16 protein-coding genes are annotated in these 24,466 nt (G+C 62.0%); 2 read left to right on the top strand and 14 right to left on the bottom strand.

The window, feature by feature from the left end:
* From AB1792_04665 to AB1792_04600, 14 genes are all read right to left on the bottom strand, one after another.
* On the bottom strand, positions 1-793 hold a 793-nt coding region (locus AB1792_04665; protein MEW5701504.1), incomplete at its 3' end, for an Ig-like domain-containing protein.
* A gap of 13 nt (positions 794-806) precedes the next feature.
* A complete protein-coding gene (locus AB1792_04660; protein MEW5701503.1) occupies positions 807-3,029 on the bottom strand; it encodes a cohesin domain-containing protein in 2,223 nt (740 codons plus the stop codon).
* A gap of 1,399 nt (positions 3,030-4,428) precedes the next feature.
* On the bottom strand, positions 4,429-7,314 hold the full coding sequence (locus AB1792_04655; protein MEW5701502.1) for a T9SS type A sorting domain-containing protein: 2,886 nt from the start codon (positions 7,312-7,314) through the stop codon (positions 4,429-4,431).
* A 1,025-nt stretch (positions 7,315-8,339) separates the two neighbouring features.
* Positions 8,340-9,587: a glycine C-acetyltransferase gene (gene kbl, locus AB1792_04650; GenBank protein MEW5701501.1), complete on the bottom strand. Its 1,248-nt coding sequence runs from the start codon at positions 9,585-9,587 to the stop codon at positions 8,340-8,342.
* 338 nt (positions 9,588-9,925) lie between these two features.
* Positions 9,926-10,177, bottom strand: coding sequence for an acyl carrier protein (locus AB1792_04645; protein MEW5701500.1), 252 nt, complete (start codon positions 10,175-10,177; stop codon positions 9,926-9,928).
* Between the two features lie 92 nt (positions 10,178-10,269).
* Positions 10,270-11,973, bottom strand: coding sequence for an acetate--CoA ligase (gene acsA / locus AB1792_04640; protein ID MEW5701499.1), 1,704 nt, complete (start codon positions 11,971-11,973; stop codon positions 10,270-10,272).
* 1 nt (position 11,974) lies between these two features.
* On the bottom strand, positions 11,975-12,373 hold the full coding sequence (locus AB1792_04635; protein ID MEW5701498.1) for a holo-ACP synthase: 399 nt from the start codon (positions 12,371-12,373) through the stop codon (positions 11,975-11,977).
* A 237-nt stretch (positions 12,374-12,610) separates the two neighbouring features.
* Entirely contained in the window at positions 12,611-13,660 is a 1,050-nt protein-coding gene (gene tdh / locus AB1792_04630) for an L-threonine 3-dehydrogenase (protein ID MEW5701497.1), read from the bottom strand.
* A 141-nt stretch (positions 13,661-13,801) separates the two neighbouring features.
* The gene (gene prmC / locus AB1792_04625; protein MEW5701496.1) at positions 13,802-14,668 is read right to left on the bottom strand and encodes a peptide chain release factor N(5)-glutamine methyltransferase; all 867 of its coding nucleotides are present in this window, start codon (positions 14,666-14,668) and stop codon (positions 13,802-13,804) included.
* Positions 14,669-15,070: 402 nt separating this feature from the next.
* Entirely contained in the window at positions 15,071-16,420 is a 1,350-nt protein-coding gene (locus AB1792_04620; GenBank protein MEW5701495.1) for a TldD/PmbA family protein, read from the bottom strand.
* Positions 16,421-16,530: 110 nt separating this feature from the next.
* Positions 16,531-17,988, bottom strand: a complete 1,458-nt coding sequence (locus AB1792_04615; protein MEW5701494.1) for a TldD/PmbA family protein — start codon at positions 17,986-17,988, stop codon at positions 16,531-16,533.
* Between the two features lie 147 nt (positions 17,989-18,135).
* A complete protein-coding gene (gene prfA, locus AB1792_04610; protein ID MEW5701493.1) occupies positions 18,136-19,203 on the bottom strand; it encodes a peptide chain release factor 1 in 1,068 nt (355 codons plus the stop codon).
* 149 nt (positions 19,204-19,352) lie between these two features.
* Positions 19,353-19,607 carry a 50S ribosomal protein L31 gene (rpmE, locus tag AB1792_04605; GenBank protein MEW5701492.1) on the bottom strand — a complete coding sequence of 85 codons (255 nt, stop codon included), beginning with the start codon at positions 19,605-19,607 and terminating at the stop codon, positions 19,353-19,355.
* A 77-nt stretch (positions 19,608-19,684) separates the two neighbouring features.
* A complete protein-coding gene (locus AB1792_04600) occupies positions 19,685-21,469 on the bottom strand; it encodes an asparagine synthase-related protein (GenBank protein ID MEW5701491.1) in 1,785 nt (594 codons plus the stop codon).
* Positions 21,470-21,648: 179 nt separating this feature from the next.
* Here AB1792_04600 and AB1792_04595 point away from each other — a divergent pair, with 179 nt between their 5' ends.
* Complete coding sequence (locus AB1792_04595) at positions 21,649-22,428, top strand: citryl-CoA lyase (protein ID MEW5701490.1); 780 nt, start codon at positions 21,649-21,651, stop codon at positions 22,426-22,428.
* Positions 22,397-24,388: a homoaconitase gene (gene lysF / locus AB1792_04590; GenBank protein ID MEW5701489.1), complete on the top strand. Its 1,992-nt coding sequence runs from the start codon at positions 22,397-22,399 to the stop codon at positions 24,386-24,388. Before AB1792_04595 ends, lysF begins: the two co-directional genes overlap by 32 nt.
* Positions 24,389-24,466 lie beyond the last annotated feature (78 nt).

Below are 24,466 nucleotides of genomic sequence, written 5' to 3'. Positions count from 1 at the left end.
CGGCATTGAGCGGCACATTCTCCGCCGTCAGGATCACACTGTCGGCGTCGGGATCGGTGGCCGACACACCAAACGTCAGGTTCTGACCCTCATTCACTGACTTGGGACCGATGGCCGCCAACACCGGCGCCCGGTTCACATTCGTCACCGTGATCGCCACAATCTCGCTGTCCGCCAACAGACCGACATCCCGCGCGATGAACCGCACATTGTAGACACCGGCTTGGGTGTAGTCGGGATCGAACACAAACGACCCGGTCCCATTCCCGTTGTCCGTGAACGTCGCATTGGCAGGCACATTCTCCGCCGTCAGGATCACGCTGTCGGCGTCGGGATCGGTGGCCGACACACCAAACGTCAGGTTCTGACCCTCATTCACTGACTTGGGACCAATCGCCGCCAAGACCGGCACTCGGTTCACGTCGGTCACCGTGACGGCGACCAGCTCACTGTCCGCCAGGGCACCGTCCGAGGCGATGAACCGCACATTGTAGACTCCGGACTGCGTATAGTCGGGATCAAACACGAACGACCCGGTGCCATTGCCGTTGTCAGTGAACGTCGCATTGGCAGGCACATTCTCCGCCGTCAGGATCACGCTGTCGGCGTCGGGATCGGTGGCCGACACACCAAACGTCAGGTTCTGACCCTCATTGACAGACTTCGGGCCGATGGCATCGAGCACTGGCGGCGATTGCCCCAACGCAGCCGGTACCCACGCCAACATCAGAATCGGCAGCAGGGCGAAGGCCAGACGCGGAGTACGTGATCTCAACAAGTGTCGCTTGTCCATGCATGCCGTCCCACTATTTCAGGAGCACCATCTTCTTCGTTTCCGTGTGGTTCCCGGTCGTCAGGCGATAGAAGTACAAACCGCTGGCGACCGCCTGGCCCGATTCGCTTGTGCCGTCCCAGACCCGTGAGTAGTTGCCCGGCTCCATCGGCTCATCGATCAGCGTGGCGAGATGCTGGCCGAGGACGTTGAAGACTTCCAGTCTTGTGGCTACGGTGCCTGCGGACCCACGCAACGAGAAAGAGATCGTCGTAGCCGCGTTGAACGGGTTCGGGTAGTTCTGCTCCAGAACGAAATCGCGCGGCAGCGGCTCGATGCCGGTCACTTCGATGCGCCCCGCCTTCGGATCCGCCAGCTTGGCATTACTAATGTAGAGAGAAGGTCGGTCACCAGCGCCGGAGGCCAACGGGATCCGCAGGATTTCGGATTCACCGGGTTGGATCCGGGAGGTCCCTGAGCTGGGCATGTAGACCATCAGGGCGATCAAGTGACCGCGACCATCGTTGCGATGACGCAAGAGATACCCTGACGCCGCCGACAGAGACTGTGGCGAAGACAGCGTCACCTGTTTCGGGTCATACTCGAATTCGATCTGTGCCCCGGCGATGTCGGTCGGAGCGCTGGCGGCCAGACGATAGGCGCCATGCGGACCATCGGAGGCATCGTATGTCAGCGACAGGCGGGCCGGCGTGACGGCGGCGGCCAGCGCCAGTGGCTGTGTCCCGAAGATCGTATTGACGATCGTGACCAGATCGAACACATCCAGGTACATGTCGTGATTGACATCGCCGGCCCCGAACTGCCGTCCGGTGAAAGTGAAATCGCCGAGGATGTAACCAACCACCGCCACGACATCGGCGACGTCGACGCGGCCATCGAGGTTCACATCACCGGCGAAATCGACGTAAACCGCGCCATCGGTGGAGGCCAACTGCACCGAGGCCACATTCGGGTCGGGATTGATCGACTCCCAGCTGTTCTCGAACTTGATATCGTACGCCCCCGGCGCAGCATCGCCGGAGATATTGCCGATCACGTTGAACAGAACATTGGACGTGCCCGCGCCGACCGGATCGCCGACGAGCGAGAAGGTGACGACGCGCAATCGTCCGGGCGTGACACCGAGATTGTCGTAGACCGTGAAGCCGGTCAACTTATCAGTCGGCTGGAGCATTGTGGGCGTGAACACCGTGGGGTCATAGACAAAGTCGAACTGGACGCCATAGACCGTCTGCACGGTCGTGAGATCGACCGGGATAACGACCCCGGTCGCGCCGGGGACCCCTCCCTGCGGGTCTTGCCCGGCCACCGATGTGGTGAACAACATATCGCGCGCAACTTCGGTGACATCGATCGTGACATTGCGGATGGTCCCGACAAGACCGGCGGAATCCGTCGCCTCGAAGCTCACCACGTACGGCCCCGACTGCGAGAAATTCGGCGTCCACCGGAACGTGCCGGTTGCGATCGGTTTGCCATAGACCGGATTCGCGGGCGTGAACTGGGCGCCGGTGGGGAGATTGAACGCCCGCAACCGGAGCGAATCGCCATCGGGATCGGTCGCGCTGACACTGAACGTGATCAGATCACCCTGGTTGACCGAGAGCGGCGAAGGCAACACCGGGATCGACGGTGGATCATTCCCCGGGCCGGGACCGCCACCTTCGGTAATAGTCACAGAACCGTTGGTGAGGACAGGACGCTTGAATACCGACGCCCACGCATCTGTGATCGTGTTATAAGCTGCGGGGTAGTTGGGGTCGTTCTCGAAGTCGATTGTCGTCACCTGCGCGGTCGCGGTCGGCAGGACACGAAATTGCATACGTGCCGTCGCACCCGCTCCCGGCATGAACGCATCGACGCCGATGTCCCAGTTGACGGCCACGAACGTGATTACTCCTGCGCCGCCAAAGCTCGCACCGAAGTTCTCCCAGATTGTCGCCCCGCGCAGCGCCTGCAACTCGATCTTAACCGTGTCGCCGACGGCGCTCGTGTCGGTCAAGGGCTCGATCAGCGCGGTATTGTAGACAATGCGAAACGTGAATGAGCCGAGCGAATCGACGTTTCTCAGGTACACGTCCACGTCGAATGTATCACCCACTGCGGCCGTCGCATTGATGATCCGAAGAGTGTCCAGTATCGACGGCGTCTGGGCTTGTGCGGGCCAGGCGACAAGGAGTAACGGCAACAGGAGAAGCAGCGCCACCGGCAGACCGCCGGCGAGCCAGCCTGTCACAACGCCTGCCCTTCGTCCCGAGTTGGTCATCATCGTAGGGAACATCGTCATTACCCCTTTCGGTCGATGCGGAGCCGACCGCCCACGCACTGGTATCGGAATACACCCATACACGGCCCCAAGCACATCCGCCGTATCCCGACTCCGATCGGGAACCCGGTCGATCTTGGCTCTGGGCCATGCAAGGTCCTGCATAATTCCGCTTCCGGTCTGACCGTCGGGACCCGGCCGGTCGTCCGTCCCGCCGTCGGCCTGGTGAGGTCGGGCCGATGGGGTCCGCCACTGGACGGTGGGGGACAACGTCTTGCCGGTTCCTTCTCCCCCAGTCCGGAGGACTCGACCCCCGTCCAGGGATGATCTCGACGATCCTCAAATCGCAAACCCAATGCCCATCATGACGATGGCGCGTGGGCCTGCACCGTTCGCGGTAGGGGCGGTATCACTTCGCAGCGGAACAGGACGTGGGGTCTACATCCGTTCAAACCGTCGGTCCATCTGGGCGGTCCGCACCGCCTGTTGGTTGACCTTTCTGGGTTAAGGGTTGGTTCGTCATTCTCTTCTCATTGAGATGGCGGGCAAAGCCCGCCCTACATGTTCAGCCCCGGAGTGGCGAAGATCATAGCCCACGGCGCGAGCCGTGAAACTGTCCGACGGAACCTGCGGGTCCGAGGTCAGCCCTTCAGGGTGAACCTTCAGGATGAACCCAAGGGTTGACCCGCACACCAAACTGCGCGGTGTCCCGTGTGCCCGCGATCTCCGATCGCGGTCCTGAGATCTGGCATTCGGGATGTTGTCCCGCTGCGCGGGACTGCGATCACAGACCGCGGCCACGCCTACTTGGTTCTTATCACCAAGCACAGGTCCGAAAACCCGTGGCACAAACAGATCATGCACCGAGCCTGATGTGCCGGTCAGCCCTTGGGCTGACGTTCGCCGCGGAGCAGCAGCAGACCATGGTGGCGCAGGCATTCCTGCCTGCGCATGGTCCTGGGCAGACAGGAATGTCTGCCCCACCAACAGCCGTTCCCACCCTGCGGGTGGAGCACCAGACACGAGGCGGAAGCCCCGTGGCAGCGAATGGGATATGGCCGCGCCTTCGAGCATAACATCATAATATAATACCAAACTCGCAAAACCCTCTGGACACTGCAACAAAAAACCCCGGCCAACACCCATGGCCCCACGCGGGGGACTCACCAAGCCGGGATACGACATCTTCAATCCTGTGACAATCCTCGCGGTCACAATTGACCGTTCTCCATTCTCAGTCTGCCCTGTCACCCCTCCTTCGCGTTCTGGGTCGACTCTTTCGACCGGGTCGCCGTTCCTTGTCCGTATCGGCCCGTTTAACCATCGGGGGAGGGATCGCACCCTCCCCCGACGGGATGAAGAAAGCCCGTTACTTCAACAGGACCATCTTCTTGGTGGCGGTGAAGTTCGGGGTGGTCACGCGGTAGAAGTAGACACCGGTGGCCACGGACGAACCGTCAGCCGTCCGACCGTCCCACGCCACGTTCACGATGCCGGCATCGCTCGAACCGGAGAAGGTCCGGACGACCTGGCCCGCGACGTTGTAGATGGACAGCGACCACTCGGAGGCGTCTTTCAACGCGACCGGGATCACTGTTCCAGCGTTGAACGGGTTCGGATAGTTCTGCAACAGCGCGTACTCCTTCGGCGGGCCGACCTTCGCGGCGTTCACCGTCAGAAGCGCACCATTGTAGTCGGAGAACTGGGACTCGACCAGCTCGATGGTGCCGTTGCCGTTGACCGGAACGGAGACCAGCGTGTTGGAGCCGGCCGGGACCTTCGCACCATAGACCACCATGCGCAGTTCGCCGTTGGAGGCACGCGACTTGATCTCGAAGCCAGGAGCCGCGACCGGGGTACCGACCGCAACGCCACTGTACCGGTAGACCAATACGGCGCCGCCGACCTCGACGTTCGAGCTGGTGCTCACGTTCAGAGCGCCATCGGACACGTCGCTGACAACGTTAACCGCGTTGGCATACGGGGAGAGCTTCGGATGGCCGCTGCCGCCCTGCGGGAACGGCTCGGCATCGCCGGTGATGATGCGAATGAGGTAAATCAGGTCGGCGACCGTCAACACGATACCATCGTTGTTGACGTCAGAGGCCAGGATCTGGCTCTCTTTGTAGTTCGGGTTCGGATCGAACACGATGTCGCCATAGATGAAGTAGTTCGTGTAGAGGACCGCGTCACCGATCTCGTTGGCAATACCGTTGAGGTTGATGTCGCCACGATCGTCATTCGGCTCTCTCACGCAGATCGCACCACCGCAGAACTTCAGGAGTTCCTTCGGCTCGTACTTCGCAGTGTCGCCAAGGCACGCCGCAAAGCTGTAGTCCGGGCCAAAGGCGATGTCGTTGCTGTTCTGGCCTGGGCACGGCAGCCACAAGATGTTACCGGTGGAGTCGCTGATCGAGTTGTCACCGCACTCAATCGAGCAGAACTTCACGTGGAAGCAGCTGTTGATGTAGTTGCGGTCGGCCGTGACGTAGAACTTCAGCCACGCCAGCTTCTTGCCGTTCAAGTTCCAACTTCCCGCGACCGGCGTCTCGGCGTCGTTCATGTCGGCAACACCAACGAGACGGACAAACCCGTTCGGGCAACCGCTGCCGCAGTTACCACCGAACATGCCGGTACGATAGGTGAAGTACTCCCATCCCAACTCACTCGTCTGGCCAGCACCGAGGAAGGACAGACCGCTCTGGTCGTAGCAAATCAGGAAGTTGAAACCGCCCGCCAAATCAGGCACGGAGCCGTTGTGAGCCACAACATACATCGTGTGGTTGCGACCGTTCAGCGTGCTGTCATAGGCCACGCCGGTCTCGCCCTCGATCGCGATGCAAGCGTCGACCTGGGCACAGCTCTTCTCAAAATAGAGCTTGAAGGAGCAGTGCGTGTACTGGCAGCCGTCGAACATGTCGTAGCCAACAATGTACTCAGCCGGATCGCCGGTCGGACGGGTGCCGACAACGTTGGTGCCCACGATGCTGGCCCACGCCGGTCCTGTGTAGTTGAGGTATTGGATCGGATCGCCATCGCCCTGGGTGGTCGTCAGATCGATGCTGAACGGAATCTCGTACAGGGCAAGGTAATCCGGAATGTTCGCGCACACCGGCGCAGCGTTCGTCACCGTCAGGTCGAAGGTACAGGAGGGGTTCACCGTGATCGTGACCGTGGTGGTACCGAGATCCTGACAGGTCGTGGTGTAGCTCCAGTTGCCGTCGTTGTCGATGCTGCCGATGCTGGCTGTGTAGGTGTACGGCGGGCAGCCGCCGGAAGCGGTCGCCTTGCCGCTGGCAACATCGCCCCAATGAACGGTCATGTTGCCGGGGCAGGTGATCGACAGGTTGGCCGGCGCAACAGCCACTGTGAACTGGACCGACGCGCAAGCGCCCTGCGCGTGCTGATTGTCACCAATCTCCACGGTCACAGGGTACGAAGGTACGTCGGGGCAGCCCGGGGTGTCAGTCCATTCGCCGGTCGCCGGATTCACGCTACCCCGCGAGGGGTAGTACGTGAGCGGATCGCCTTCCGGATCGGTCGCCGAAAGCTGGACAGACACCAAGGCTCCGGTGAGAGCCGGATTCGGATTCTGCGGCCCAGCGGCGAGGCCGGTCGGGCACTGGTTGGCCGGAATGCAGACCTCACCAAGGACGAACTCGAAGGGAACGATGTTGGTCTGCAGGTCAGTTCCGGAAATGTGGTTGGCGGGCAGAATGCAGCAGGTGTCGATCTCGAAGCAGCCCTCAACCGCGTTGACGTTGAACTGGGTGTAGAGCGACGGACCGGCGGCATAGGGAGTCGTCTCGCCCTCATCCGGCCAATCCGTAAATGTACCAGCAACATCGTCGTCGCCGGGAGGCAGGTAGTACAGCTTCGGCGGAGCCGCCTGGCTCACCGCAGCCATCAACGCGGCCTCGAGGCCGTTGAAGTCAACCGTGTTCGGGGCCGGCCAGGTGCTGGCGACCGGACCGCTGCAGTCGTTCGTGGCATTCGGCGTCCCGTACTTGTTCTGGGTCACCGAACCGGTCAACGGGCTGGACCCCATACGGTTCCCCGCGGTGAACTGGATGCCCTTGAACGTTGAGGACGGGCCCACCATGAATGTGCCGTTGGCATCCGTGTCACGGTACTCCAACGGCAGCACAAAGCCGGTCAACTCAACATCGTTGACGACTTTGATGCCGATCACTACGGCCGTCGCATTCTTTGCCACGGCCAAGTTGGACACGACCGTCACACGATTGACGGCCATCGTGGCTCCACTGAGTGCGAGCACCAAACAAGCTGCCAGGCAAATGGTCAATGCAAAACGCTTCATCTGTTTTGCTCCTTGTTCTTTCTCATTGTTGTCGCTTCGGATTCCCCGACGAGAGACACGTTTCGCTCGAGAAACCCACACGATAGACAGTCCCCCTGATTACCGTGCCAAGCGTTTGCTCGTGCCTCACCAATATCGAATTTCCTTAAACCTCACCTCCATAACACGGACCTGTACATCGTTCACGGTTGCGGTTGACTGAAGTGAGCGTTTAAAGAAAGACTCTTCGTGCGCAACACCTCCTTTCACCGTGATCGTTTGGGTTGATGGTGCGGTTGCTTGCTTTCAGGTTCGATTGTCAGAGCGATCCGACGGATGGTGCGTGATGTCGTTTTTCCGTCGGGACCATGAGTATCCACCCTCAGTTTGTGAGCGCCCCTGTGATGGGACCGGTCCTTCAGGCACCTCCGGACCATCGCCCCGAGCCCGGGACCGTGGTCACACTGCAACTGGTTGTGTACCGGTTACGGTACTGTGTCGCGCCGGGATCAAAGCGGGATGCTCTACACGACATCCCTGCGCGTGACTGTCACTTGGTTCGCTACGCTACCCCAAGATCTGTGGTAAACTGGTCTTCTGAGTGCCGTTTCTCATGCGGTAACAGGTACTACCATCGGCCACAGCAATATAGACCGACCCCGGAAAACTGTCAACAGTATTTTCTGATTTTTCCACCGGGGTGGGAGTGGGGTTAGCAGCGGCCCCGACACCGTTCCGGGGATTCCGCCCGTCCTAGGCAGGATGTTGGGCAACTCTTATGATGACCCCGCGTCTTCAGCGCTGCGCCAATGGCGCAACGCGTTGTCATGCAATGCCTTGAACGCCCGTCGCGGGGCAAAGTACCCTCTCACCCCTTCGCTCCGCTCAGGACAAGCCGATCCGCCTGCGGCGGATCGACCTCTCCCCCTCGACCCGGCTCGGGGCAAGCCGGAGGGAGAGGTTATCGCCCTATCGTCCGTTCACATCCCGTACTTCTCGATGATCTCCTTCTTTCCCTTCCCAAGGATGTCGTACTTGGCCCCGACCTTGGTGAAGGCGGCGATCGCGGCATCCAAGTGATGCCTCTCATGGGCCGCCGAAAGCTGGGTCCGGATTCGTGCCTGCCCTTTGGGGACGACCGGGAAGAAGAACCCGACGGCGTAGATCCCCTCGCCGAAGAGGTCGCGGGCGATGTCCTGCGCCAACTTGGCATTGTACAGCATCACCGGGACGATCGGGCTGTCGCCGGCTCTGACATCGAATCCCGCATCAACGAGGAGCTTCCGCCAGTAGCGTGTGTTCTCTTCCAGCTTGTCCCGGCGGGCGGTTGAGGATGAGATCAGCTCCAGCACTTTGATGGCCCCGGACACGATGACCGGCGGCACGGTGTTGGAGAACAGGTATGGCCGGGCGCGCTGGCGGCACATCTCGACCAATTCCCGTCGTCCGCTCACACACCCTCCGGAGGCGCCGCCCAGCGCCTTGCCGAGAGTCGTCGTGATGAGGTCGATCTTCCCGAGAACCCCGCAATGTTCATGGGTGCCCCGGCCGGTGCGACCGATGAACCCGGAAGCATGGGAGTCATCGACCAGAATCATGGCATCATACTTCTCCGCCAGGGCCACGATTCGGTCCAGCGGGGCCAGGTCGCCGTCCATCGAGAAGACGCCATCGGTGATCACGAGGCGCACCCGTTTATCCTGGTGTTCCTGCAGCTTCTCCTCCAAATGCCCCATGTCGGCGTGTTTGTAACTGTCGGACATCGCCTTACACAGGCGTATCCCATCGATGAGCGAGGCATGGACCAGACGGTCGGCAATCATGACGTCCTGCTCGGTCAAGACCGCCTCGAAGACGCCGGCATTGGCATCCATGCAGGACGGGAACAGCAACGTGTCTTCGGTCCCCAGGAAATCGGTCAGCCGGCGCTCCAATTCGCGGTGGATGTCCTGTGTGCCGCAGATGAAGCGGACCGACGACATGCCATAGCCGCGGTTGTCGAGACCACGCCGCGCCGCCGCGACCACCTCGGGATGACTGGACAGTCCCAGGTAGTTGTTGGCGCACATGTTGATGACTGTGCGGGTGGCGGCCCCGGCCGGGTACTCCACCTCGATTTCCGGTCCCTGCGGCGCATGGATGAAACGCTCTTCCTTGAACAGCCCGGCCTGTCGGATTCCCGACAACTCGCGTTGATACGCGGCGCGGGTGGTGTCACTGTATGCCATAGAGTCCTCCTGCGAAGATCCAGCTCGAGGGTTTCAAACAGAATGAGAGGACGAAAGAGCTCCCTCACCCCTTCGCTCCGCTCAGGACAAGCCGATCCATCCTGCGGATGGATCGACCTCTCCCCCTCGACCCGGCTCGGGGCAAGCCGGAGGGAGAGGTTGTCATTCTCCCTCTCCCCTCTGGGGAGAGGGTAGGGTGAGGGGTGTGGCACAGATCGCCACAAGCAATCATCTCGCCCCCATGTCCTCATCGCATCAGACGTCCAGATCCGGAATGACATACGGGTCTGAAGACCCGTGGCACCTCTCGCCCGCGGACGAGTGCAGACAAGCCGTCGTCACGGCTTGCGGAACCGCTCGATCACGGCGGCGATGCTGTTGGCGGTGTCGAAGGCCTCGGGCGAGGCCTCGGCATCGGGAATCTGGATGCCATAGCGACGCTCCAGGAAGCGCTTCAGCGAAACCATCGAGAACGAATCGACGATCCCGCCGGAGATCAGCGGCGTGGTCTCTGTCAACTCCCGGTCGTCGTCGTCCTCCAGGTATTCCTTGCGGACATATTCGAGAATCACCTTTTTGAGATCGTCCACTGCCGTTCTCCTTCCCTGCCGGAATCTCCGAGTCGACGGGCGCATCGCGATGCGCCCCTACACACATCTGCACCATCGCCGCCGGCGGTGGGTCAATCATTCTCCAACGTCGAGATGTCGCCGATCGGCTCGCCCCATTCCTGCGCCCGCAGCACGCGTCGCATGATCTTGCCGCTGCGGGTCTTCGGCAATGAGGCAACGAATTCGATTTCCTGCGGCATGGCCAGAGGCGACAGCCGTTTGCGGATGAAATTCATGATGTCCAGGTCAAGCTCACCGGAGGCCGCGAATCCCGGCTTGAGCGCGACGAAGGCCTTGACGACTTCCATGTTCACCGGGTCGGGCTTCCCCACGGCGGCCGACTCGGCCACGGCCGGATGCTCCAGCAAAACGGACTCGATCTCGAAGGGACCGACCAGATGGCCGCCGGTATTGATCACATCGTCGTCGCGCCCGACGAACCAGAAGTACCCGTCCGCATCGAGACTGGCACGGTCGCCGCAAATGTACCATCCGTTCTTGAATTTGCCGGCATACGTCGTGGGGTTGTTCCAGTAGGCGCGGAACATCGAGGGCCAGCCGGGACGCAGAGCAATCAGGCCGACCGTTCCGGTCTTGGTGAGCGGCGCGTGCGTCTTCAGATCAACGACGGTGGCGACGATGCCGGGGAACGGCTTGCCCATCGAGCCGGGCTTGATCGGCATCCCGGGGACATTGGTGATGACGATCGACCCGGTTTCCGTCTGCCAGTAGGTGTCATGAAACGGGAGGCCGAAGGCCTCTTTCGACCAAAGGACTGCCTCGGCATTGAGCGGCTCGCCGACGCTGGCCAGATGGCGCAATGACGACAGATCATACTTGCGAACGGCCTCGGTTCCTTCCCGCATCAACAGGCGAATCGCCGTGGGGGCCGAGTACCACACAGAGATCCTGTGCCTCTGGATGAAGGAGTACCAGCGCGCGGTATTGAACCCGGCATCGAGGACGGCCTGCGTGACGCCGTTGGCCCAGGGACCGATGATACCATAGGATGTTCCGGTCACCCACCCGGGGTCGGCGTTGCACCAGTAGACGTCGTCCGGACGGACATCCAGGACCCATTTGGTGGTCAGATACTGGGAGATCAACGAGTAGTGCACGTGCTGCGCTCCCTTGGGTTTGCCAGTCGTTCCGGAGGTATAGTGCAGCACCGAGGGAGTCTCGGCGGTCGATGGGTATGCCGCGAAGTCATCGACGCGGGGCGCCTGCTCCATCTGGAAGGCGACTTCGCGTTCGCGCAGAGGAGTATCGACCGCGTCAACCACGATGATGTGGCGCAGCTCCGGCAGGTTTTCGAGGATCTTGCGGACCTTGGCCACATGCCTCTTCTGCGTGATCACCGCGGCGGTCTTGGCATCATCGAGGCGGGTGAAGAGCGACTCATCGCCGAACGCCGAGAACAGCGGCTGGGCGATCGCTCCCGACTTGAGGATGCCGAGGAAGCCGATGTACAACTCGGGCACACGGTCCAGGAACAAACAGACGCGCTCCCCCGGCTTCAGGCCGAGCCGTTGCAGGAAGTCCGCCATGGTGTTGCCGAGCTGGCGAATGTCATTGTAGGTGTAACGCTTGACATTCCCCTGGTGATCCTCCCAGATCAACGCGGTCTTCTCAGCCATGCCCAGTTGACAGATCCGGTCGGAGCAGTACCAGCCGATGTTGATCGGATCACCGGGACGGTATCCCAGCTCCCGCTCCGAGATCGACCAATCGAATCCCGCCAGACGTTCTTCGTACGAACCGATGTTGCTTGTCATCCTACTCCGCCTCACTGCTGGTCTGGTCCTGCAACACAACTTGGGCCATCGCCAAGTCGGATGTATGTGTCATCGAGAGACGCACATCCCGGACGCCCTGTTCACGGGCATGGGCTTCGGCGACTCCGGCGAGTACAAGCTGCGGCGCGCCGTCACGGTCTCTGTTGACTGAGACGTCACGCCAGGCAATCCCGCCGGACAGCCCGGTTCCCAAGGCCTTGAGGAATGCCTCCTTGGCGGCAAAACGGGCGGCGTAATGTCGCGCCGGATACCGCTGCGATTCGCAATAGGCGATCTCATCAGGCGAGAAGATCGTCTCGCGGAATCCCGCTTGACCCTGCTCCAACTCCCGCCGCATGCGCGCGATGTCCACCATGTCGATGCCGATGCCGATGATCATTGGTGAATATGGTGTACGGTAACGTTCTCTCGAGTTCCCGGCGTTCTTCCCTCACCCGATCCGCCCGCGGTGGATCGACCTCTCCCCGTCAGAGGCGGACAAGCCGGAGGGAGAGGTTAATACTCCCCCTCTCCCTTCGGGAGAGGGTCGGGGTGAGGGGCTCTGCGCCCACTGGACTGCAGTCATCGGCGCTCCTTCGTCGGTCGATTCGTATCGCACGGGGACCGGCAGGAGACTTCACGGAAACAGCACGACCTTGCCCGATTGTTTAGGTGAGGTCATCATCAAATCAAACCCCTTCGCAAACTCGGCCAACGGCAACGTGTGCGTGATCACCGGAGTGATATCGAGCCGCCCCGACGTGAGCAGGTTGCGCACGGTGACCCAAGTGTCGAACATCAGGCGCCCGTTGATGCCATAGACGGTCACGCCGCGAAACACCAGGGCATTGTTCCAGTCCAATTCCACGGGTCCGGAGGGTATACCGAACGCCGAGACGCGCCCACCTTTGCGGACACATTTGAAGGCCTGCTCGATCGCCTTCTGTGCCCCGGCCATCTCCAGGACCACGTCCATCCCGACACCCTCTGTTTCCTCGCGGATGGCTTGCACAGTGTCCCGCTGCAGGACATTGATCGTCGCGTCGGCTCCCATGCGTCGGGCGATCTCGAGACGGGCCGGTTCCATCCCTGCCAGGACAATCTGAGAGGCGCCGCTCGCCTTCGCCACGCCGACCGCGAACAGCGCGATCGGCCCATCGCCGAAGATCAGGACGGTCTTCCCGCTGACCGGCTCGACCAAGGTGCAATAGACGGCGTTGCCCAGCGGCTCCTGAACCGAAGCGATCTCCGGCGGGAGAGAGGGGTCGTTCTTCCAGGCCACGACTTCCGGAACGGCAACATACTCGGCGAAACACCCATCGCGGTCGACGCCGAAGATCTTCAGATTCTGGCAAATGTGCATCTGGCCGCTGAGACATTGACGGCAATGGCCGCAGGGGATGTGGGTCTCGACCGAGATCAGGTCGCCGCGTTTGAGCGAACGAACCTGGGCACCGACTTCGACTACTTCACCGGCGACCTCGTGTCCCAGAATCTGCGGCAGTCGCGCCGCGCCGATCCGGCTCTGCGCCCAACGCTCCCATTGATAAATGTGGACGTCGGTGCCGCAGATGGAGGTCGCCTTGACCTTGAGGAGGACCTGATCCGGGGCGATTTTGGGGATGTCAACGTCGAGGAGTTCCGCGCCCTCGGCCGGACGGGTCTTCACTATCGCCTTCATCTTCATGTTGCGAATCCCCTTCGACCCGGAGCGTCGGTCACAGCCAGTGATCGAGCATACGGGACGGCCGAGCCAACGGCCCCGACCGGCCCTAATCAAGTGAATCTCACGATACGATCAACGGGGTCCGAACACAAATTGCCACCGTTAGAGCCTTTGAGCCACCGCAACCCGCTCAATTCCCGCCAGATCCCGGTGCAATGACGGCGGCCCCCAGCGTGGATCACGACCCACCAACTTCCGTACGGACGACCCTTGGTCGTAGCCAATCTCACAGACCAGGAAGCCGCCAGGACGGAGGACATCAGCCGATTGTGTGAGCAACCCGGCGATGAACTCGACGCCGGTCGGGCCGCTGTACAGCGCGGCGGCCGGCTCATGGGCCGACACTGATGGATCGAGATTCGGGTCGCCCGGAATGACATACGGGGGATTGCTCACGATGATGTCGGCAATGCCGGGGGCAAACATCGACAAGGTGTCGCCTCTCACAAAGTGCACGCGTTCAGTGAGTCCGACCCGGGCACGGTTCTCCCCGGCCAGTGCCAATGCGGCGGCGGAGATGTCAGTGGCAACGACCACCAGATCGGGGCGGTGGTGAGCCAAGGCCAGGGCGATGTTCCCCGAGCCGGTGCCGACGTCGATGGCGAGAAGTTGTACGCCCTCCCGGAGCGGCGGGAGGGTCTTCAATGCAACCTCTGCCAATCCCTCGGTTTCGGGACGCGGGATCAGTGCACGTTCATCACAGAGGAAGTCCAAGCCGCAAAACTCCACATGTCCGAGCACGTACGACAGCGGCCGGCCGGTCAGGCGGTCTGTCGCAAGATACTGCAAACGATGCTCATCGGCTTCGGAGATCAACTCCTGGCGGCGCACCGTCAATTCGGTCGGACCTGCACTGACAACCTCACCCAACAGGCGGTCGGCCTCGAACGGTGCCAGGTAACCCGCGACCGGCGCCAGACATTCCCGGAGTCGCTGCCGCCATTGAGCGACGGTCATTCTCGTCGACATCGTTTCCCTCTTTCGGGGACTCAGGAACCCGACAGAGGCGGACCAGCACAGGGGCGACCCGGTGCTTGCGCGCCTCTGGCGCGGGTCGCCCGAGGGCGAGGCCCGCCAGAGGCGGATAAACAGCGCCTCGCCCCTACCTGCGATAGGGAGATCAAGGGAACTCTACACAACGCGCCCGGTTCCACACGGCCAGAACATCGGCGCATCCCAGAGGACGGGCGCATCCCGAATACGGGGACCCCTTGAGCCACCACGTGGGCGGGTTGCCAAAGTCAGAAGCAGGCGGAACGGTCGCGCGCCCCGGTATCGAGCCCAAGGGACTGAAAAGACAAGTCCCGGCCACGAAGGTGCCGCCCAGAATCAGAAATTCGCGTCTGTCCATCGCCGCTGCTCCCGTGGCCGTCACTCGGTGTCTTCAACAAATGGGAACCCGGCAATCTTCATCGCCGGGACAAACATCATCGCCGAATACTGGGGATAGAACACGCGCTCCCGTCCGATCTGCTCGGCGCGCGCGAACGCTTCGAGGATCGCCGGGGTGGCACGGAGATTCTTCACGGGGCCCATGATGGCGCCGTTCGCGATGAGGAATGTCCCGTCCCGCGTCGAACCGGAGACCTGCGCCTTCATCGGATTCAGATAGTTCAGGTACCAGAAATGCGTGATCAGAAGCCCGCGTGCCATCGAGGCGATCATCTCCTCCATCGTCGCGGTGCCGGGGAGCAGCGTCAGGTTCTTCGGGTACGGTCCCCGTGCATTGTCGGCGGGAAGCGCATGCCCGGTCGATGTTCCCCCCGCCATCTTCGCCGTGCGCGTGTCATGCACAACACCTCTGGCGATGCCGTTCTCGATCAACACCACCTTCTGTTTCGGAATCCCCTCGTAGTCGAATGGGACGCCGGGATACTCCGGCAGAAATGGGTCCTCGTGGATCGTGATGTTCGCCCCGGTCACTGTCTCACCGAGTTTGCCGGAGAACACGCCACGCCCCTGCGCAAACGATTTACCGGAGAATGCCAAGAACCCGAGGAAGAGCAACAGTTGCCCGACCGCCGCGGGCTCGAGAATCACCGTGTAGTCACCGGCGGGTATGGCAATGGGATTGCGTGAGCGCACTGCCTTGTCGATGGCGACCCGTCCGATCGATTCGGCATCAATCAACGCGACATTCCGTTGCGCGGCCGTGGACCATCCCTGCCCCAAGAGAGGATCGTCCGACGCCGACACCGACAGTTCGGCCTTCGTCCCGGCAAAGAACTGGCGCGTGCCGGCGGAATTGGCCACGGCGATGGTCTCCGTGCCGGTTTGATACAGTCCGGATGATTGTATCCCGCTCTTGCGACCCGCAGAGACAATGGCCGCTACCGCACCGGCCCGCTGCGCCGGGGAGCAATCCGCGGTCGCCGGAAAGAACGCCTCAACAACCGGTGCAACGGGCGACTGCACGAAACCGGGAAAACCCTCATCCGGCGCCAGCCACGCGGCAATCTGGAGGGCATCGCTCATGGCCCGATCGAGACCGGCAGACGTCAGATCGTTGGTCGAAGAAATCGCCACCCGGCCATCCTTGACCAGCCGCACGATGACCCGGGCATCGCCCGCGGCCATGTTCTGATGGATGACGTCCTCGGCGAACCGGGTCGTGGCTTCGCGCTGTCCGATATAGACCAACTCGGTCTGTTCACCGGGGGAACGCGACAGCGTGTCGTCCAGGAGCTTGATGATCGATGCCTTGTCAGTCGGAACGCTCATGGTCACTCGGAAACGAGCCGTCACATTGTCATGTGCAGGCCCTCACCCGCCCGCCTTCGGCGGGCGACCTCTCCCGGAGGGAGAGGTTAGGACAACGTCACGAAAGTCAATCACGCCGCCTGCCCCACTTTGACGTTTCGGAAGCGGGCCGGGGAGGCACCCTGGCCGGTGCGCATGTTCTGTCCCGGCTGTCCCTTGCCGCAACTGGGGGTTCCCCAGATCGTGTACGCCTCCGGGCCACAAATACGATCGCAACTGCGCCAGAATTCCACGGTAGTCCCCGAGTAGACCGGGTTCTTGTAGATCTGTCCCCGCTGACCGTTCTTGATCTCCCAGGCGATTTCGCCGCCCAGTTGGAACTTCTCACGGCGGTCATCGATCGACCAAGCCGCCGGCGTCGCAATCAAAACGCCATCTTCGGTATCGGCGATCAAGGAATCCAGTGAGCCCGAGCCGGGGGTCAAGTTGATGTTGGTCATCCGCACCAGGGGCAGATCGAACCACGATTCGGCCCGCATCGCGCCCGACGATTGCCGATTCAAACGCGCCGCCGTCTCGCGCGAGGAGAGGTAGTCAACGAGCACTCCGTCTTTGATCAAAACCACCGGCGCGGCGGGCACACCCTCATCATCGTATCCATATGTACCCAGACCGCCAGGAGCAGAAGGGTCGGAGGTCACAGTGACAAAGTCCGCGGCGTACGGAAGAGTCCCCAGATGGCCAGGAGCCGCAAAGCTGGTCCCTGAGAAGTTCCGCTCCGAGCCAAAGACGCGGTCGAGTTCCAACGGGTGTCCGATCGACTCGTGAATTTGCAGCGAGACCAGGTCTCCAGACAGGAGCAGCGTCGTCGTTCGCTCCGGCAGCACCGGCGCACTCAACAGCGTGACCGCCTCCTCCGCCGTCGGTTTGCACCCCGCCTCCAGATTGAGTGCGGTGATGATCTCATATCCGCCGGTCTGGTGCTGCCCGCCGGACGTGGGGAATGAGCGCTCGCCGATCTCGCGACGTGACTTCATCGCCGCCGCCGACAATCCTCCGCCGGAGTGCGTGATCGTTTGCGTGATCACCGCTCCCGCTGAAGAGTAGAACCACTTCTCCTCGCGACGGAAACTCAGAAACGTCTCGGTCTGATTGATCCCTTCGGTTTCACGGAGGAGTGAATCGAGATGCCGCAAGAACTCGACTTTTTCCTTGAGCTCAACGGCGAACGGATCTGTTATCACCAGTGTCTTGTAGTCGGCCTGCACCGCCTTCACCGGCGCCAGTGTCACGGGTTCCTTCATCAACAGAGCCGAGGCGTGCGCGATGGCGATGGCTTCTTCCAGGACGGTGCGCGCGGACGTCTCATCGCAGCCGGGAGCCGCAGCGAAACCCCAGGCGCCATCGACCAGCGCACGCACGCCGAAACCGAAGGAGACCTTACGGTCGATCCTGTCGACTTGGCCGTCGGCCAGAGCAACATCCTCGGTGGTGATGCGCACGGCACGGAAATCGGCATAGGATGCCTGCGACTTCCGTACCGAGGCCACCAACTGCCCCGCCTGTTCGATGTCTTTCAGATCGGGCATCGCCTCTCCATGACGCGGAAATGTGGGGGCATGAGTGCGTTCGAACAAGGGGGATTTCCGTCGGTCGAGTGCCTCATGCCACCACACCTAATGTAGGGGCGACCCTACGTGGTCGCCCAATCATGTCAGGAGCACGGGGCTCCTGACCTACGCCGTCGAGGCCAGCCGGCGTCGCCGCTCATCGGCCCGCAGGGCATCGACGATCTCATCGAGAGCACCGTCGATGACGGCATCGAGACTCTGCGACGTCAGGCCGATGCGGTGATCGGTGACGCGGTTCTGGGGGAAGTTGTAGGTGCGAATCTTGGCCGAACGATCGCCGGTCGAGACCATCTGCTTGCGCTCCGCGGCGAGTTTGGCATCGCGCTCCGATTGCGCGGCATCATAGAGCCGGGCCCGAAGGACTTTGAGCGCCTTGTTCTTGTTTTTCAATTGGGATTTCTCATCCTGACACTGCACAACGGTGCCGGTCGGGATATGGGTGATGCGCACTGCCGAGTCGGTGGTATTGACCGACTGCCCGCCCGGACCGGACGAGCGGAAGACATCGACACGCAGGTCCTCGGGACGGATATCGATTTCGACTTCTTCCACTTCGGGGAGAACGGCCACGGTGGCCGCAGACGTGTGGATACGCCCGGAGGCTTCGGTCACCGGGACTCGCTGCACCCGGTGCACGCCCGATTCATACTTGAGCGTGCCATAGGCCCCCTCTCCCTCCACGGCGAAGGTGACCTCCTTAAAGCCGCCGACGCCGGTCGGATTGGAGCCGAGCATCTCGACTTTCCAGCCGCGCCGCTCGACAAAGCGCAGATACATGCGCATCAGATCGGCGGCAAAGAGCGCCGCCTCTTCCCCCCCGGTTCCGGCGCGGATCTCGACGATCGCCGGCTTGCTATCCGCCGGATCGGGTGGGGTCATCAGGTCGCGTAGACGCTCTTCGAGCGCCTGTTTCTCCCCGTCCAATCGCACCTGCTCCTCGCCGGCCAACTCGACCAGCTCCGGCTCGCCTTCTTCCTCAAGTAGCTGCCGGTTGGACGCGATCTCGTCCAAGAGCTTCCGGTAGGCGTCGCCTGCCTGAACGATCTCCGCCAGCCGCCTGTGCTCCCGTCCGAGGGTGCGCATCTTCTCGGCATTCTTCGCGGTCGCCGGGTCGGACAGTTGGGCCTCAAGATCGACGGAACGCCTGGCGATGCCGTCGAGGATGTCGAGCATGGTATCGGCAGGTTTCTGTGTCATCGCGTCCCATTTGTAGGGGCGTATTGCAATACGCTCCTACCGGCCCCGAATTGTTCTGGACTTACCTCCAACACAAACGCGACGGGACCCCAAGGGAGGCCCCGTCGCGCAACCATGTCCTCTCGCTATGAGCCGGCCTCGGCCCTGTCGGCATCGGGGGCGGCAGCGGCCTTCTCCGGTGTCGCCATGCCGTACTTGCGGAGAAACTTCTCCACCCGTCCGGCGGTATCGACCAACTTCTGCTTCCCGGTGAAGAACGGGTGGCAGGCCGAGCAGATTTCCACGTGGAAATCCTTCACCGTGGAGCGCGTGTGGATTTCATTCCCACAGGCGCACCGGATCACGGTGTTGAAATACTTGGGGTGAATGCCTTCTTTCATCATCGTCTCCAGTCACTCAAGCCCTAAAACATAATCGCCGCCGCGCTGTTCCGCAATCTCTTTTCCAGCCCCCGATTTCAATCGAGCGATCGGAGATACCGCACGATCGTGTACAGCGGCCAGACTTGTGCGGCATGCGCCGGATTCTCCACCCAATCCAGGAGCCGGTCGCGACGGAAGACCTCACCGACGGAAGGAGAAGCCGTTATTCTCTCAACCAACTGCGTCCTGGGAACAGGTGGAAAGGGCCACCCGGCCGTGTGCCGCCGCCGCCATTTCCGCGCCGCTTTCTCCCATGATCCTCGCGACAGAGCGAACTGGCGGCCCCATTGCCGCGCCGAATCGCGTACGCTGCCGGGGACCAGGCCGGTGTTGGCATTGCGAACCCGGCCGACTTCGGGGTTGAACTGACGGAGAAATTCCCCGGCCAGACGGCGGCGGCGCTTCCATTCGAACGGTACCCGCATGGCGCGCTCGAAGAAGCGTGGGGAATAGAACGGCGCCGCGGTCCAGAGATAGGAGCGATTGCGATCCTCGCCCTCGAAGTACGACTTGTACTCATACCCGGCGAAGCAGAAATGGAGGTACTTGTCGGCCATGTCGGATTCGGGGTATGAGTCAAGCCATCCCGCCAGCTCCGTCTGCAGTTCGCGGCGGCCGATACCCATGGCATCGATCAGCAGTCTCGGATGGAAGACCAGATTGCGGAACAACAGCAGGTCGGCCAGTTCGTCAGTCGAGCGTAGACGACGCTCGGGGTGACGCGGCACGAGGGCCAGATCGCCGCCTCCACCAGAGAACAGGACAGCATTGGGGCCGGCCTCTCCGACGAGCACGGTGAGGTATTGGTCGGCATAGGCCATGGCGGCGGAGTTCAGTCCATCTTTCAGATGGACCAGACGGTCGTAGGACTCAGGTGAAGGCGCCGATACAGGTACGGATCGCCAGTCCAACCGGCTGAGTCCGGCAATCTCCCGGGCGCTTTCCGCTTCGCGTGGCGACTGATAGCCGGGGAAAGAGAAGGTCCGAGCGACGGCATCGACATCCAGTCGATAGAACGCGGCCGCCACGCCTCGCGAGTCCATACCGCCGGAGAGTGACAGAACCAACGGTCGGTTAGAGCAGGTATCGACGCGTCGGCGTGTGGCGGTCAGGAACTGCTCGACCAGTTCCCCGGCACAGTCCGCCATCCTCCGCTCGACCGGGCCGGTCACGAAGGACGGTTCAGCGGACATGATCCTCGGGTCGGTCTCATCCTCGCGCCATGACAAGACGGCGCCGGGAGGAAGACGTCGCACTCCCGAGACCAGGGTGCGGTCTTCCCACGGAAACCCCATCGCCAGCATCTGGGCGATGCCGGTCCGGTCGGGTTGTACGGTGGAACGAAGAGCAACGAGGAATTTGACCTCGCGGCCGACGATCAGCCGCCCCTCTTCCTGTGACCAGTAGACCGGCAGCCGTCCGAGCGGATCGAGCGCCACAATGATGCCATGAGGTGGGACTTTGGTCGAGAGGATGATGGCGAAGTCACCATCGGCTGCTGCGGCGCAGTCCGAGATGATCCGACCAGCCCGTTCCCACGGATCGCGTTCGTTCTCGACGGCTTCCACTTGAGCCAAGAACTGGTCCCATGTACGGTCATAGATCATCCCTTCCACGACAACGCGGAATTGCCGCGACTCCCAAGCCCGAATCGGGTAGCCGTCATACACGGTCCAGCCGATCAGCGTCGGATGATCCACCGACAGCACACAGGATCGGTAGCGGTCATCGTGCCGCATTGCATCCAAGCCCGAACGAAAACGATCGGGAGTGGTCGCGCCACGCGACTTGGTATCAAAGACCAGTCCGAAACCGGGCATCTTGACAGGGAATCTCGCGGGGCGCAACGAAGATAGCAACCGCATTCCTCTGCCTAAAACCTCATAAGACCACGCAGATTGACTTGTCCGAATGCAACGGACGATATTCCCTCAGTGGCACGACGGCGCAAGGCAGGGACATCGGCCCCTTCGCCGCACAGGCCGTAGCGGGAGATCACATGAGTGAATTGAACTGGTCATCGGCAATCAGTGAAATCGCTCCCAATGTCATTCGTCTGCGCGGATATCCGGTCGAAGAGCTCATGGGGAGAGTCGGCTTCGCCGAGGCGATCCATCTGGCCCTGATCGGCGAGCTTCCCGATTCGGGCACCGCCACACTCCTCGATGCGATCTTTGTCTCCTCGCTCGATCACGGCACGACGCCGCCGTCCGTTCACTCCGCTCTCACCGTGGCCTCGGCCGGCGCACCACTGGGTTCGGCTGCCGCGGCCGGCATACTGGCGATCTCGCGCTGGCACGGCGGGGACATCGAGGATTGCATGAGGACGATCCAGGAAGCGTTGGGGATCGCCAAGAAGAACGGCATCTCGTTTTCCGAGGCGGCGATGAGAGTCGTCGATGAGTACAAGGCCCGCAACCGTCGCATATCCGGTTTCGGGCACCGTCTCCATTCGCGGGATCCGCGCACGACGCGTCTGTTGCAGATGGCCGACCAACTGGGGAAGTCACAGGACGGTGTGGACATGGCGTGCTGGCTGGAGGATGCCATTGCCCAATCGACGGGCAAGCCGATTCCCTTGAACGTGGATGGCGCCATTGCTGCGATCCTCGTGGATCTCAGGATTCCCGTGGAGCTCGCCAACGGCTTCTTCATGATCGCTCGTCTGCCGGGTCTTCTGGCCCATGCGCACGAGGAAACGACACGCCAGAATCCGATGCGGGTCATTCACCCACTGGACGTCACCTATGACGGACCGCCGTTGCGGCATTTGGCGTAGCCGCGGTCAAATCGACTGGGGAACCGTGGGCCAGACACTCATAGAAAAGATCGCCACCGCGCATGCGGTCGGACTGGCATCGAGCGAGACGGTCCACGCCGGTGACATCGTCACGATCCGGCCCAGGCATGTGATGACGCATGACAACACCTCGGCCGTGATGAGCAAGTTCCGAGCCATCGGCGCCACGCGGATCGCCGATCCACGCCAGCCGGTCTTTGCCATCGACCACGATATCCAGAACACGGCCCCGGAGAACCTGGCGAAGTATGCGAAGATCGAGGCATTCGCCTGCGCGCATGAGATCGATTTCTATCCCGCCGGGACCGGCATCAGCCACCAGGTCATGGTCGAGGAGGGGTATGTGACGCCGGGGTCGATGATCGTGGCGTCGGATTCGCATTCCAATCTCTATGGTGCCGTCGCCGCGCTAGGTACGCCGGTCGTGCGCACCGACGCGGCCTCGATCTGGGCGACCGGGACAACCTGGTGGCAGGTTCCCCCGATGGCACGGGTGACGTTGACCAGTGCACTGCATCCGGGAGTGGTCGGCAAGGACGTGATCATCGCCTTGTGCGGACTGTTCAATCACGATGAAGTCCTCAACATGGCGATAGAATTCACCGGCGACGGCATCGGCTCGCTGTCGATGGACCAGCGGCTGACCATCGCCAACATGACGACCGAGTGGGGGGCGTTGGCGGGAGTCTTCCCCCTCGATGAAACGCTCAGGGACTTCCTCTATGGCCGCGCCGACTACCTGGCGGCCAAAGGCCAATCGCGGCTCACCCGCGCCGAAGTCGATAGGTTGTTTGCGAACCGACACCACGCCGATGCCGATGCGCACTACGACGTGGACCTCACGTTGGATCTGGGCACGATTATTCCCCATGTCTCCGGACCGAACCATGTGAAGACGATGGTCCCGCTCCCGGAGATCGAGACGCGCCGGGTGAAGATCGACAAGGCGTACCTGCTCAGTTGCGTGAATGCGCGTTTGGAGGATCTGACTGAGGCGGCACGCGTGCTCCAAGGGAAGACAGTGGCCGCGGGTGTCGAGTTCTATGTTGCTGCCGCCTCGGCCAATGTTCAGCGCGCCGCCGAACAGAACGGCGCCTGGCAGACATTGATCGCTGCCGGCGCGACCATCCTGCCTCCTGGGTGCGGTCCGTGCATCGGGCTGGGCACAGGGACACTGGAGGCGGGCGAAGTCGGCATCAGCGCCACCAACCGCAACTTCCAGGGTCGAATGGGACACCGTGACGCTATCGTCTATCTCGCCAGTCCGGCAGTCGTGGCGGCGTCGGCGGCCGCCGGGTACATTGCCGCGCCGACGCGATACGATGATGTAGTGGCGCAGTCAACGAAGCAGGTCCATGGTCGACCACAACGGACACCGGCGGCGGTGGAGATCATCCCCGGCTTCCCGGCGCAGGTCACCGGACGTCTCCTCTGGCTCCCGGTCGACAATCTGAACACCGACGGCATCTACTCCGGCAAGCTCACATACCGTGATGACGTGACCAACGAGGAAATGGCGGCCGCCTGTTTTGAAAACTACGACCCGGACTTCCGGACAATCGGCCGCGCAGGAGATGTGGTCGTGTCGGGACGGAACTTCGGGACCGGTTCCTCGCGCGAACAGGCCGCGACCTGTCTGATCCATCGCGGCATCCCGTGCGTGATCGCGCACTCGTTCAGCGAGACCTACAAACGCAACGCCTTCAACAACGGCTTTGTCGTCTTTGAGTGTCCCGAGCTGGTGGCCTACCTGCGCGAGAGGTATGGCGCCGCCACCGAGAAGACCGTCGTCGGTCCGCCGATCGTCGTCGACTACCGGAAGTCAGAGTTGTCGTTTGACGGGCGCGTGTTCGCCTTCCCGCCCTTGAGCAAGACGGCACAGGAACTGGTGGTGGCGGGTGGCGCGGAGAATCTGGTGACGGCGCGGCTGCCCCTGTAGGGGCGTCTTGCCATACGCCCCTACAACCAGTTGCACAACCCGATTTCTGTGCGGTCGGGTGCCCACACCCGACCGCAG

The organism is Candidatus Zixiibacteriota bacterium (assembly GCA_040752595.1).
In the GTDB taxonomy this organism is placed as follows: domain Bacteria; phylum Zixibacteria; class MSB-5A5; order WJJR01; family WJJR01; genus JACQFV01.
The sequence above is the reverse complement of the archived record's forward strand: the minus strand, read 5'-3'. Positions and strand labels throughout refer to the sequence as shown.